Raw genomic sequence first — 13,928 nt, forward strand, 5'->3', positions numbered from 1 at the left:
CACAATGGCGGAGAGGCTGACCCGCACCAGTTACGTCGAGCCCAACGGGCGGCCCCGGCAGGACAAGACGGGCAACACCGAAAGCCGCGTCGACCTGGAGCGCTATGTCCAGCCGCTCCTCCGGACCCACGCCGCCGGACTGCATCGCTGGGGCATCGCGGCCGGACTGGCTGTGCACGCGACCGTCGGAGCACCAGGTGTGCGGGTGTCCCCTGGCGTCGCGCTCGACTTCGAAGGACGGCACGTCACCCTCGCCCCAGGCGGAAAGGCCAAGCTGGACGATCAGACCACGACTCCCGTAGACAGCACCGGAGTGACGCTGCCGACCGCGGGCCTGTCCGGCGTCTTTCTTCTCACCATCGCCTGGGCCGAGACCTTCGATCGAGCCGCGCTCACCGCCAGCGGGATCTTCCAGACCGACGACACTCCCCTGCTACTGCTGCGGCAGGGCATCGACGTCGACGGCGACCAGGAAGTCGTGCTCGCTGCGGTCATCATCGACGCCGGAAACGTGAGCCACCTCGACCCGGACTTGCGTCGAAGCGCCCGCGACCTGATCGCGCTCGACCGGGCGACGTTGACCACCAACGGCACCGACATGACAGTCTCGCACGAGACGGTCGCCGAACTCCACGTAACACCTCAAGGCTTCGTCAAACTGTCCGCTCGACTGGATGTCGACGCGTTGTCCGTCCTGGAGCTGAACGGTGCGGGGGAATTCGGCGAGTGCGTGCTCCATGGCCAACTGTTCACCGAGAGCATTTCGATCGGCGGTGAGGGCTCTGCCGGCGGAAACTGCCTGTTCGTCCACGATCGGATCGGGATTGGCATCCACCCGTTTGAGATGGACACGAGTCTCGCCGTTCACAAGGACTTCTTCACAGACTCGGCAGCGACGTTTGTCGGCGATGTGACCGTGACCGGCACGCTGACCAAGGGCCATGTGCAGTTCAGGATCGACCACCCGCTCGACCCGGCTAACCGGTACCTGTGCCACTCGGGAGTCGAGAGCGACGAGATGAAGAATGTCTACGACGGAGAGGTTGTGCTGGACGCGCACGGCGAGGCAGTTGTCACTGTCACGGATTGGTTCGAGGCGCTCAACGAGCGGATTCGCTACCAGCTCACCCCAATCGGCACCGCCGCACCGAACCTGCACGTGTCCAGGGAGCTGTCCGATAACAGTTTCGCCATCGCGGGCGGCGAACCGAGCACCAAGGTCTGCTGGCTGATCACCGGGGTCCGCCACGACGCCTACGCCGTCGCCCATCCCGTCGTCGTCGACGCCGAGAAGCCCGACAAGGAGCGCGGGACCTTCCTCCACCCGGAAGCGCATGGGCAGCCCGCCGAGCGCGGTTTCGGACACCACACGAGACAAGAGCCGGTGAACGGCGATGGCTGAGAAACTCACCCGCACCAGTTATATCGAGCCGAACGGGCGGCCACGCCAGGACAAGACAGGCAACACCGAAAGCCGCGTCGACCTGGAACGCTATCTCCAGCCGGTGCTCCGGGCCCACGCCGCCGAGCTGCACGACTGGGGCGTGGCCGCCGGTCTCACCGTGACGGCGACCGTTGGTGCGCCTGGAATCCGCGTCTCCCCCGGTGTCGCGCTGGACACTCTAGGGCGGCACATCTGCCTTGCCGAGGGCGGAAAAGCCAAGCTCGACGAACAGACCACGATACCGGCGGACGCCTCCGGAGTATCGCTGCCGACCGCGGGCCTGACCGGCGTCCAACTCGTCACCATCGCGTGGGCCGAAACCTTCGACCGGGCCACGTACACTGCGACCGGTGTGTTCCAGCTCGATGAGACTCCCCTGGTGCGGCTGCGCCCCGCCGCTGGTTTCGTCTACGACGGCAAAGAAGTCGTGCTCGCCACGGTCGACCTGAGCGCCGGAAACGTCACCGCGCTGACCGTCGCGCCCCGTCGAGTGGTCGGGATCACGGTGCAGGCGCTGGGTTTCAGAGATTCTCTAGTGGACAGTGCGGGGTCCAGCCGGACGGTCGGAGACGCGGAGAAATTCCACCTCGGTGTGGACGACGAAGGCGGAACCCGAGGGCTCCGGCTCTACAGCCGCGTCGCCGAGGACGACAGGCTGATCTTCACGGTGCTCGCCGGCCGGTTCGGCATCGGGACGGCGACCCCGGCGGCGACGCTCGATCTTCCTGAGGAAATCGCCATTGGTGGCCTGCTTGTGGTCACCATGGATCAGAACTTCCTGTACCTCAACAAGAACAACGCCTTCCCTCTCGGCGTGCGTACCCCAAAGCTGTCCGCTGGAAGCCTGAACGTGGGCCACGTCGCCGGCGACGCGAACGCGACGTTCACGGTCGTCGACCCGACACCGGACAGTACCTGGAACACCGCGGCGTTCCACAAGCCCGCGCTCGGACCGAACTGGAGCCATATCCACTGGGGATCCACCGGCGACTGGTACATCCGTTCCGCATCCGGCGGCGGAAAAGTCGTTCTGCAGGACACGGGAGGTCTGGTCGGCATCGGCACCAGCGAACCGCACCACCACCTGGACGTGGCCGGCAACCTCGGAATTGATGGCCGGCTTGCCATCTCCAGCGGGGACGCCTACCTGCGGTTGAACCAGGACGGGCAGTTCCCGAGTGGGGTACACACGCCGCACCCGATGTCCTCGGCCAGCATGAACGTCGGCGGCGCCCTCAATTGGGGTGACCCCGGCGTGGGCAACCTGGCCGTCACCGGCCATGTTGGCGTCGGAACGGAAACCTTCACGGACGTGCGGTTGTCGGTCGTCAGTAACCCGGCAGCGCATGCGATCGTCGCGGTCGGCATCAGCGGTGGGAACGGGCTGTGGGCACTCGGCAGCCCATACGCGGCGGCGTTCGTGGGAAATGTGGACGTGCGGGGTGTGATCACCAAGAGCGACGTTCAGTTCAAGATCGACCACCCGCTCGACCCGGAGAACCGGTATCTCAGCCACTCCGCCGTGGAGAGCGACGAGATGAAGACCATCTACGACGGCGAGGTCACGTTGGACGTCACCGGCGAGGCGACCGTTGTACTCGCCGACTGGTTCGGGGCGCTCAACGAGCGGTTCCGCTACCAGCTCACCCCTATCGGCGCGGCCGCGCCGGACCTGCATGTGTCGAAACCGTTGTCCGGCAACACGTTCACCATAGCGGGAGGCGGGCCGGACCTCACCGTGTGCTGGCAGGTGACCGGCGTGCGGCACGACGCTTACGCGGCCGCACATCCGCTCGTGGTGGAGTCGGACAAGGCCGAGGAGGATCGGGGCAACTTCCGGCATCCGGAGGCGCACGGCGAGCCTGCTCACCGTGCCATCGGATACGCCGCGATGTCCGCGGCTCGAGCACACGGATCTGGTGGTTGAGGATGTCGGCGGACCCGCAAGCCCCGGTCAAGCCAGCCACGGTGTTGGACTGCCTGCATGTACTCGACGCTCGGCTGGCCGCCGCCGTTGACGCGGCCGGGACGTCGTTCGGCGAGCACGATCTCTTCCGCGGCCTGCACATCGGGCCCGCCGACGTGGCGGGGTTGTTCCATCGCGAGCCCGGCTCGTCCCCGCTCGGCTACCAAGAACTGCCGGCACCGGACACCGGCCCGTTCACCTGGCTCGCCCATACCTACGGGTTGTCCGATTTCGAGCTGAACGTGGTGCTGATCGCTCTGGCACCCGAGGTCGACTCGCGCTACGAGCGCGTCTACGGCTACCTGCAGGACGACGTCACCCGGCGCTGGCCAACCGTCGAACTCACGCTGAACCTGTTGTGCGAGGGCCCTTTCGACAAGATAGTTCGGCGGGCGCGGTTCGCCCCGGCCGCGCCACTGTCGGCGCACCGGATCATCGCGCTGAAACCCGACCCCGCCCAGCACGAGCCACCGCTGATCGCGCACTACGTCACGCTCGACGCGCAGATCGTCGACGTCCTGCTCGGAGTGTCCACACTGGACCGCAGGCTCGCATCCTGGTGCCGGCTCACCAGTCCCACGGACGGCGTTGCCGAACTCGGCTGGGGTGCAGAGCCTGCCGCCCGCATCGCGAGCCTGTTCGCCGACGGTCACCGGAGACTGTACCTGCAGGGGCCGCCCGGTTCTGGCAGGCTCCGCGCCGCAGAGGCTGTGGCCGCCGACCTCGGTATGCCCCTGCTCACCGCCGATCTCGCCGTGGTACCGCAGGCCGGGTTCGTCGACGTCGTGCGCTGCCTGATGCGAGAGGCCGCCCTGTTCAAGGCTATCGTTTACCTTGGCAACATCGACCGGCTCGGCGCCGATCAGCGGCGGTTCGTCCGCACCGAACTGTCCCAATTGGACTCTCCAGCACTGCTCGCCGGTGATCGGCCGTGGACTTCCGATCCCGGCCTGCCGCTGGGCGTGCTTGTGGTTCGGTTCGACATACCCGACGCCGAGGATCGGCTGGCGTGCTGGCATGAAGCTCTCGCCGCAGCATCCGTCGATGGCGCCGATCTCCGGCTCGTCGCCGAGCGTTTCCGGCTCACACCCGGCCATATCGCCGATGCCGCAGCCAGCGCGCGCGATCACTCGCTCCCCGAGCTCTGCGCGGCGGCTCGGGAACAGACCGGGCACGAGCTGGCCGGCCTGGCCGAACCGGTACGACCGCGGGCAACGTGGCATGACCTCGTGTTGCCCGAGGACGGGATCGCCGCGCTGCGCGAGATCTGCGGCCGGGTGGTCGGCCGGGAGCGGGTCCTGCACCGCTGGGGATTCGCCGAGAAGTTGTCTCGGGGCATGGGAATCACGGCGCTGTTCACCGGGCCGCCGGGCACCGGCAAAACGATGGCCGCCGAGGTGGTTGCCGCCGAACTCGGCCTCGACCTGTATCGGATCGATCTTGCGGGGGTGGTCAGCAAGTACATCGGCGAGACCGAGAAGAACATCGAGCGGATCTTCGGCGCGGCGCGGCGGTCGAACGCGATCCTGCTGTTCGACGAGGCGGACGCGTTGCTGGGTAAGCGAAGCGAGGTACACGACGCGCACGACCGGTACGCCAACATCGAGGTGGCCTACCTGCTCCAGCAGATGGAGTCCTACGACGGTCTCGCCCTGCTGTCGACAAACCTGCGCGACAATCTGGACGACGCGTTCGCGCGCAGGCTGGCATTCACCGTGCATTTCCCGTTCCCCGACGAGGCCAATCGCGCACTCATCTGGCGCGGCATCTGGCCGACGCGCACCCCGCTCGCCGAGGACGTCGACCTCGACCTGCTGGCCACCAGATTCAAGCTCAGCGGCGGCAACATCAAGAACATCGCGCTCGCGGCGGCATTCCTCGCCGAGGATGGCCCGGTGTGCATGGCGCATCTGCTGCACGCGGTGGCCAGGGAGTACCACAAGCTCGGCAAGACCCTCACCGAGGCCGAGCTCGCCCCGTTCGGGAGCCGCGATGGCTGAGCCCGCCCCACACACGCACGAGCCGGTCGTCTCCACAGTAGACGGTCAGCCACACCAGGACCGAACACCGCCCGCTCGGGGCCGGTTCGACGACGCCCTCGCGATACAGAAGGCGGTCGGCAACCTAGCATTCGACAATGCGCTCGGCGCGGCTCAGCCGCTCGACGAACCCGTGCGCCGGGTCATGGAGCACCGGTTCGGCACCGACTTCGGCGATGTCCGGGTGCACACCGGCGCCTCGGCCACCCGATCGGCCGACACCCTGCAAGCCAACGCCTACACCGTCGGCAACCACATCGTGCTCGGCGACGATTCCGTGTCGCATGTGGACACTCTGGCCCACGAGCTGGCCCATGTGGTCCAGCAGCGCGGCGGCGCCGGCGGGCCCGCGCAGAGCGGCACGCTCGAGGCCGATGCCAACCAGGCGGCCGGCGCCGTCACCGCCGGCCGGCCCGCGGCGGTCGCCGGCCGCGCGGCACCCGGCGTGGCCCGTGTCGACAAATCCGCTCAGCAGGCGGCGCCGGTCCCTGCGGTCGCGGTCATGTACGAGTACGTGGACGAGAACGGCAAGCACCAACAGGTCTCCGCCGACCAGCTCGCCGAGCTCCGCAAGCAGGCGGGCGATCGGTTGCGCGGAAAGCTCCGCCGCGCCAAGGATTCTGCGGAGAACAACCGCTCGACCCACGAGTGGTTCATCAAGAAGGTGCACGGCAAGACCGAGTCTCTCGGTGACGTCTGGAACAACCCCCAGGCGCTCATCGGCATCGCGGTCGACATCCGAGCCGGTGTGGTGCCTCCTCCGATAGCGATGTGGGACCACGCTATAGGGCTGGCCACGGCCGGCGAGCAAGCTCTGGCGGACGGCAATCTCCGCGAGTCGGCTCGCCTGCTCGAAATGGCCGCCAGCGCCTACCAGGACAGCGTCCGCCAGTGGAACGCTTATATGGACGCGATCGAGGAAGGCGCCAAGAATCTCGTCGGTGAGCTCGAAATCGTTCGGGACGTGTCGTTCGCCATCGCCATCACCGCCGCGGTGATCGTCGCCGCGCCGGTGGTTGCCACCGGCGTGGCCGGGCTCGGCGCCACCGGCGCACTGGCAACCGGGGCGACCATGCTCGGCACCGGGCTTGTCGGAGCCGGCGCAGGCGCGGGGCTGCGGGCCGGGGCCGACGCGGCCAGCCAGAAGATCGTCGAAGGCGAGGTCAAGACCGGCACGGTCTGGAAGGAAGCCAAGCGCGGCGCGAAGGAGGGCCTGGTCACCGGTCTCACCGCGGGCACCGCCGCTGGCCTGGGCAGTGCCGCTGGTGTGAGCGCGGAGGGGCTGACCTTCGGCCAGCAGCTCGCCCGCCGAGCCGTCGTCGAGGGCGGGGCCAGTGCGGTCGGGCAGGCCACCGAGGCCGTCGCGGCGGGCCGGTCCGCTGGCGAGGTGCTGGAAGCCGGTGCGATCGGTTTCGGGATGGGTGCGGTGACCGCTCCGCTGGGTGCCGCTGGCGCGCGGCTTTCCTCGGCGGGCCGGACGAGGATCGCCAAAGGGCTGGAGATCGGCGGCGCCGCTGTCGTCGCGGGTGGCGCGACGGTGGCGACTGGTGGCACCTGGCGGGAAGCGGCCAAGAACGCCTCGATCGCCGCGGCATCAACCGCCGGCCTGTCCGGTGCGCAAGCACCCCGCAAGGCAGCCAAGTCGACCGCGCCCCCCGCGAAGAAGGCACCGGCCACCGCCAAGGCCGCGACTGCCGAACCGAAGCCGGCCATCGCCACGAAGGCACCGGCCCAGGCTCTCGAACAGGCCCCGCATTCCAGCGCGCCCGAGACCGTGGCTATGCCGCCGGAGTCCGCGGTACCGGTGGCAGGTGCGCACACCACTGTGCCCGAAATCCCGGTCACACCCACCACCGCTTTGACTGAGCACACACCGGCGGTGATGATCCCGCCTACCCCACCCGTCAAGCCCGTGGGCGTCCCTAAGCAGCAGAACGTCGTAGACCGGAGACGCCGCAGGGCTAAGACGGCGCGGGATCGCGTCGACGAGGCCATCGCGGCGCAGATCAAAGCACAGGCTGAGGTCGCCGCCGTTCGAGAAAAGCTCGCACAAGCGCAGGCCGGCCACGAGCAGGCTACGACGGATGCCGCGCAGGCCGCCGAGGTATACGCGCAGGCCAAGCCCGGCGCGAAGCGAGCGCCGAGAAGCGCTGACACCGCGGCCAGGAGAGATCTCCGCGATGCCGAGTCGGCGGTGGCTGACGCGCGGACAGTCGTAGAGCGTGCCGAGGGTCGGCTGACCAAGGCCGCTAAGCGGGTTGAGCGTGAATCCCACCAGGCCAAGAAGCGACAGGATGAGCTCGTGACCTCCGAGAAGCACCTCGAGCGGGTCACGCGATCTGCCGAGAATCCTGGAGAAGCACCGCGGCAGCGACGCGACCAGCCGTTCGATCCCAAGAACCGGCGGCCCAACCTCGGCGAGTTCGAGAACCTGCCCGATCATGGTGTCGAACGTCACGATGGGCTCCGCCACGATCCCCATGCTCGGGTCGGCGTTTCCGCCAAGAAGGTACGCGGCGATCTACAAGCTCAACACGACGCCCTGATCGCCGAGTTGAAGGCGGACAAGGACAAGGCCCAGAAGCTCGGTCACGTGTACGAGCGGATCATCGCGGAGGACATCACGCGCGACGGCGGCGACCTGCGGCAGCGCTCCGAGGCCGGCGACAAGTTGCGGATAAGCGACCACGGTGTGCACGAGTTCACCCTCGAGGGCAAGCTGTCCGACGGCAAGCTCGACCAGATCTGGCGCGATCTGCTGACCCCGACCATGGGCTCCACCCAGCCCCGCGACTACGCGACAGTGACCGTGCCTCAGCTGTCGAAAGAGTCCGGCCAGCGCCTCGCCCGCTTGGCCGCGGCGTACGAGGAGCTCACCGGACGCCGGCCCACAATCACTGTGCGGGAGACGGTAAAAGAATGATCCAGCATCTGGACAACCTGTTGCGGCACCTGCTGATGTCGAGCGTCACCGAGCTGGCCGATGAGACCCAGGTGCGCTTCGACCCGCCGGATGACGACTGGCGCCGGTATGTCTCCACGCTCGGCGAGCTCGCCCTCAACGTGTACCTACTCGATCTGCGGCAGAACCGGAGCCTGCGCAGCAACGAGCCCGCCCACGAGCTGATCGGCGGTGAGCTGCACAGGACGGTGGCGCCGAGCCGCGTTGACCTGCACTACCTGATCACGGCGTGGAGCCCGGCGAAGCCGTCGCCTGCGGTCGAACCGACCGACGACGAGCACCGCCTGCTCTACGCCGCGGCGGCCGCGCTGATCGGCGCCGAGCCACTCGTCCCCGCGAAGGTCTACCAACCCGAGCCGCTGCCGAACGGCTTCCCGACCCTGATCGCCGAGGCGGCGCTGCCGACCACGGTGCTGCCCGCTGACGGATTCCCGAAATACGCCGAGTTCTGGGGAACCATGGCCGGCACGCACCCGTGGCGGCCCGCGCTGTATCTCACGGTGACGGTCCCGGTCGCGGTCACCGGCACGGAGCCCGTCGGTCCGCTGGTCACCGCCCGAATCACGACGATCGGCGAGGACGCTCCCCTGGTGCAGATCGGCGGCGTCGTGGTCGACCACACCGGTCAACCCGTCGCCCGCGCGTGGGTGCGCATCGAGACCCTCGGCGGCACTACCCTGCACGTCGCCAGGACCGACGCGAACGGCGGGTATACGTTCACCCGGCTCCCTGAAGCCACCTACCGCCTGCGCGCCCGGGCCGTCGGTTTCGCGGAGGCGACCGAGGAAATCGACGTCCCCGGAACCGGCCGGTACGACATTTCCCTGTCGCTTCCTAACCGATGACGACGAGATATCAGCCGCCGACCTGCTCGAGCCCCGGCTGCCCAACCGTCGCCCGGAGCTCCGTTCGCGCGCCCTGCAGCTGACCGTCAGCATCGATGAACCGCGTGCTGACACCAACTGTCGCCGCCACCGACCAGCTGCCGGACTCGACCGAAACAGTCCAGTTCGTCGGGACGAGGTGGTCGAACGCGGTGACGTGGGTGGGAACGCCATCGTGGTCGAAGGGATGCGCGCCGACGTTCTCCTCGTCCGCAGGAGCGAGCGTGACACCGAACCGCACGAGGTCACCGGCGTAGGTTGCCCGGACGGTCACGGGACTGTCCGGTTGAACATCCTGCGGGTGAATGACCGTGACCGTCAGGTCGCCGAACGACGCGATCGAGAACTCCGGCTGGCAGGTGGAGCACCCGTCGTAACCCGCCATGATCGCGGCCTCCCGCGAAGGGAACTTGCGCAGATTTCTGGCGGCGATCACATCCCCGAACCCGCACCCCTTGACGACGTGGAATTCCCGGCTGTGGACATGGCCCCTGATGTACGGCGGCTTGAGCTCCTCCGGCGTTGAGGTTGTCACTTCGTAGGAGATCCCCAGTCCGTTGACGAAGATGCCGAGCAGCGACATGACCTTCGCGGGCGCCGAGTCCTCCGCAGGCACAGTCGTGGAGAAGAAGTCGAGTCCCTGGAACGATCCCAGCGAAATGCCGGCGACCGCCACCGGGACCATTTCCTCCATCATCCGGGTCAGCGCACCCGCCAGGAGGAAATCCGCGAACTCGCCGAAGGTGTCGTCGAGGTCCTGTCGCGTGGAGATCACGTGGATGCCAATGCTGCCGTCGGCCTGGACGAGAAGCTGGACGAAGGCCGTGAAGGTGAAGTCGATGTTCGGGACGCCGAGGAATTCGATGGCGGAGGTCTTGGTACCGGCTCCGGCGATGCGGATGTGCCCGTTCTGCAGCGAGACGGCGAGACTGCGAACCGTCACATTGGGATTCAACTGCGCCGGCAGGGTGCCCAACCCCGCCTTGACGAGGCCCTTCTGGATTCCGGGGTTCACCAGGTCGTCAGGCACGAGCAGGATCGCGTCGGACAGCGCGGAGAGCCGCGAGGGAATCGAGGCGGGAGTCGGCGGCTCGCCGAAGGCCGTGACGAACATCGCCAGCAGGCCGGTGGGATGGTCCGGAACATCGAAATAGGTCCGGTAGAACCTTGTGCCGGCGTCGGAAGCCAGCGGACCGAGCGCGAACGGCGACTCCTGTCGCAGCATCGCGCGTACCGCGGTGAGCACGACCGCGTCGTACTCGTTGTTGGTGCTGAACGTCAGAACGATGTCGGAGGCCGGCGAGTCGCCGAAGTTCACCGACGGGCACGTACGGGTGACGGTCCCGACGAGTAGCTTCCGGTCCGTGATCCGACCTCGGGCGGTGATGAAGATCCGCGCCTCGTCGATCCGGTCGGAGAGCCGGGCGAACAGCCGAAGCACGACCTCGACCCGGGCGGCCGCCGGGTCCGGATCCTTGACTAACGTGAGATCCGGGCGGTCGAACCACATCGACAGCTCGCGGCCCGGGGATACTGTCGTCCGCACGAGCCCGACGCGGCGCAAGAAGCTGGCGGCGAAGATCCGCTGCGCCACGCGCGCGTTGATCTGAACCTCCGCGAGGAAGCCGTGACTGAGGTCGAGCGACATGGCCTGGCTCCTTCCCGCGGGTCTATTGCGCCGCGTCAGGTGTCACGCCGGCGTCACCGGTGCGCTACCGCTCGCAGTGCTCGGGGTGAACTGAGCGAAACCAGTCGCGTGAGTGCGGGTGACGGGTCCACGCCGAGCTCAGTGCGCACACAGGTCCGGTACTCCTCGAATGCACGCCTGGCCTCACCCACATTGCCTTCGGCGAGGTGCGCTTCGATCAGGACCCGCTGTGCACTCTCGCGGAGCGGTTCCGCACAGACAACCGTCATCGCGGCTTCCACCCCTTCCGCGAGTCGACCGGCCTCGCAAAACCGGCGCGAGAGTCCTTCAATGGCGTGTAACACCCGCTGGCGCAGTTGTTCACGCGCGATGATTGCCCAGTCGTCGTACCAGCCTGGCAGCAGATGCAGTGCGTCGTCGAACCACGGAAACAGCGACACGTCCGGGCCGACGCAGGTGCCGTCGATCATCCGGCGCGCCCACTCGCTGGCGAACTGCGCGTCCACTTCGACCTCATCGCGCAAGAAGATCGAGACATTGTCCGTGCGAATGACATCCACCCCTACGCCGCGCAGCCGCCATATCGCGGACCTGAGGTTCCCCCCGGCTCGCTGATCATTCCCAATGGGCCACAGCAGCCCTGCCGCAAAGTGACGATCGACGCGACCACGATGCAACGCGGTGAGAACAAGCAATCGCTGGCTGCCCGCCGGGATCTCTTGACGTTCGCCCGCGACCGTAATGTATGGGCCACCGAACAGATGCAACACCAGCATCTCGGGGCTTCCTCGGGTGGTTACTGTCATCATGGCTGGGGCAGCCTTCCCGGAGGACATGGCGCGGGGCCGGGATCTGGCAACGTGTGTGCCTGTCGGAACGCCAGGAGAAACGCACGCACCGTTTCGAGAGCACCGGCAAAGTCATTGAAGTACTGCGTTCGGGCCTTACGGTCGACGGCGCCATCAATGTCAGTGACAACCGTGACCAGCACGTCTGCCGTCTGTACCTCCACTCGCACGAGGCATCTGCCGCCAGTTAATGGAGACGCTTCCATGGTAAGAGCGTGCAGGCCGTTCGTCACCGACACGTCACAGACGTCAACCCGCGAGGCTCGCGTACGCCGCCACAAGATCTTCAAAGAACGTTGCACATAATGCTTGGGCAACAGGCTGTACCATTGTGGCCTCCGACAACCGATCTGGTATCTAGCTGAGGGCTGGTGCTTAGCCGAGGCGCGCAGACCAGGGTCTGGGGAGAGCCCGTCCGGTGAATGCAAGCGTCGCATGCAGAGGGCTCGCTGTCGAGACGACCTGCTGATCGGTACCTGAAATCTGATCTTGATTTGGCCACAATTGTCTGCTCGCCGCATCGAGGACCTTCAACGTGACCTGCCAACTTATGCCGGTCGCCCCAGCGCACTTTCGATCGTCAGAAGTACCGGCCAACACTGTGCCCTTCAGCGTCGGCTGAGGTCGACTCCGCACCGATCAGTTTGTTCGGCGCGGAGTCGTCCACCGGTGTATGGACTTTGTGCAGGCCCAGTAGGGGCGTCCAGTCCTTGACTCCGTAGGCGTGCTGGATCTTGATCTCTTCGAGTAAGGGCAGTTCGTAAGTGGGGGCAACGTCGATCAGTACAAGGCAGGCGTCATCCTCGAACTCTTCGGCGTAGTCGGGATGGTCCTCACGGTCGGACGGGTTGTCCGCTCGGAGCGCGCCATTTTCGAGGTCAGCGGTGCCGATTCCCCGAACGACGCGCCGCTGCAAAGTAGCAGTCCTAGCCCGGCCGGTTCATGATCGGTTGGTGACACGCGTGGTTGAGATGGGGAAAGTGCCTGTCCTGTAAGGGAAGATGGGCTTGTTGAGGGTCCATGTTCCGGTCACGGGAAGGCACCCGCGAGGCCCTGGCCGGGATCCTGCGGCCGGGCAACGCCGGGTCGAACACCGCGGCCGATCACATCACGGTCATCGATACTGCGCTGGCCCAGATCCCCGATGAGCACCGTCATGGCATGCCGATTCTAGTGCGTGCTGACAGTGCAGGTTGCACGGTCGCGTTCCTGGCGCATCTGCGCGGCCTGCGCGAGCAGCACACACTGGTGTCGTTCTCGGTCGGGTTCGCGATCGACGCGCAGGTACGTACCGCGATCCGGCACCTGCCTGCCAGTGCCTGGACACCGGCAATCGACATCGACAGTGAGGTCCGTGACGGCGCCTGGGTCGCCGAGCTCACGGGCCTGCTCGAGCTGGCCGGCTACCCCACCGGCACGCGAGTGATCGTGCGTCGGGAACGGCCGCATCCCGGCGCGCAGTTGACCCTGTTCGATCACGAGGAAGGCTTTCGACATCTGGCTTTCGCCACCGACACCCCACACGGCAGGGGTGGGGCGATCGCGTTCCTGGAGGCTCGTCATCGGGCGCATGCGCGGGTGGAAGACCGGATTCGCACCGGCAAGGACACCGGGATCGTCCGGTTCCCTTCCCGGCTGTTCGCGGTCAACCAAGCGTGGCTGGAACTCGCGTTGACCGCGATCGACCTGCTCGCCTGGACCCAAACCATGCTGCTGGACGGCGAACTCGCCCTGGCCGAGCCGAAAACCCTGCGCTACAGGCTGCTGCACGTCGCCGCCCGGCTCACCCGCGGCGCCCGCCGAACCTGGCTACGCATCAACCAGCACTGGCCCTGGCGACACGAGATAGCCGCCGCGTTCGCCCGGCTGACCGCCCTGGCACTGCCCGTCACCTGAGCCGTCCACACAGGACAATTCCACAGCCCTCGACCACAGCCCTGGAGACACCGGCCGCCGCGCCGGGTCATCAGCATGCACACGCCAAATCCACCGTCACGCGAGATCAACAATGAGCGGTCAACGCACTTCGTGAAAGACCGGGGCTAGTGCCGCATCAAGCAACGTTGGCGTTGTAATCGCGTCGCGTGGACGTGGCGATCGTTGATGGTCCAGGCTTGGCCGCTGGAGGTGGTGGTCG

The 13,928-nt window shown here is 67.0% G+C and carries 8 protein-coding genes and 1 pseudogene; 6 read left to right on the top strand and 3 right to left on the bottom strand.

Going from position 1 to position 13,928, the window contains the following annotated elements; all coding sequences use genetic code 11:
• Positions 1-4 precede the first annotated feature (4 nt).
• The 5 genes from AB0J95_RS45865 to AB0J95_RS45885 are packed head-to-tail and all read left to right on the top strand — an operon-like array spanning position 5 to position 9,256.
• A complete protein-coding gene (locus tag AB0J95_RS45865) occupies positions 5-1,402 on the top strand; it encodes a hypothetical protein (RefSeq protein WP_364772382.1) in 1,398 nt (465 codons plus the stop codon).
• On the top strand, positions 1,395-3,371 hold the full coding sequence (locus tag AB0J95_RS45870; RefSeq protein ID WP_364772385.1) for a hypothetical protein: 1,977 nt from the start codon (positions 1,395-1,397) through the stop codon (positions 3,369-3,371). The genes AB0J95_RS45865 and AB0J95_RS45870 overlap by 8 nt, the downstream gene beginning before the upstream one ends.
• A gap of 2 nt (positions 3,372-3,373) precedes the next feature.
• Positions 3,374-5,410, top strand: coding sequence for an ATP-binding protein (locus AB0J95_RS45875; RefSeq protein WP_364772388.1), 2,037 nt, complete (start codon positions 3,374-3,376; stop codon positions 5,408-5,410).
• A complete protein-coding gene (locus AB0J95_RS45880) occupies positions 5,403-8,372 on the top strand; it encodes a DUF4157 domain-containing protein (RefSeq protein WP_364772391.1) in 2,970 nt (989 codons plus the stop codon). The genes AB0J95_RS45875 and AB0J95_RS45880 overlap by 8 nt, the downstream gene beginning before the upstream one ends.
• A complete protein-coding gene (locus tag AB0J95_RS45885; RefSeq protein ID WP_364772393.1) occupies positions 8,369-9,256 on the top strand; it encodes a Pvc16 family protein in 888 nt (295 codons plus the stop codon). The genes AB0J95_RS45880 and AB0J95_RS45885 overlap by 4 nt, the downstream gene beginning before the upstream one ends.
• 10 nt (positions 9,257-9,266) lie before the next feature.
• Here AB0J95_RS45885 and AB0J95_RS45890 read toward each other — a convergent pair whose 3' ends face one another.
• The 3 genes from AB0J95_RS45890 to AB0J95_RS45900 all read right to left on the bottom strand — a co-directional run bounded on the left by AB0J95_RS45890 (position 9,267) and on the right by AB0J95_RS45900 (position 12,707).
• Positions 9,267-10,943: a hypothetical protein gene (locus AB0J95_RS45890; protein ID WP_364772396.1), complete on the bottom strand. Its 1,677-nt coding sequence runs from the start codon at positions 10,941-10,943 to the stop codon at positions 9,267-9,269.
• A gap of 53 nt (positions 10,944-10,996) precedes the next feature.
• Complete coding sequence (locus tag AB0J95_RS45895) at positions 10,997-11,719, bottom strand: BTAD domain-containing putative transcriptional regulator (RefSeq protein ID WP_364772399.1); 723 nt, start codon at positions 11,717-11,719, stop codon at positions 10,997-10,999.
• A gap of 652 nt (positions 11,720-12,371) precedes the next feature.
• On the bottom strand, positions 12,372-12,707 hold the full coding sequence (locus AB0J95_RS45900; RefSeq protein ID WP_364772401.1) for a hypothetical protein: 336 nt from the start codon (positions 12,705-12,707) through the stop codon (positions 12,372-12,374).
• 119 nt (positions 12,708-12,826) lie between these two features.
• Here AB0J95_RS45900 and AB0J95_RS45905 point away from each other — a divergent pair.
• A pseudogene (locus AB0J95_RS45905) lies at positions 12,827-13,687 on the top strand (IS1380 family transposase); the annotation flags it as partial.
• Positions 13,688-13,928: the final 241 nt, after the last annotated feature.

The sequence above is a fragment of the Actinocrispum sp. NPDC049592 genome (genome assembly GCF_040675465.1).
Taxonomy (GTDB): Bacteria; Actinomycetota; Actinomycetes; order Mycobacteriales; family Pseudonocardiaceae; genus Kibdelosporangium.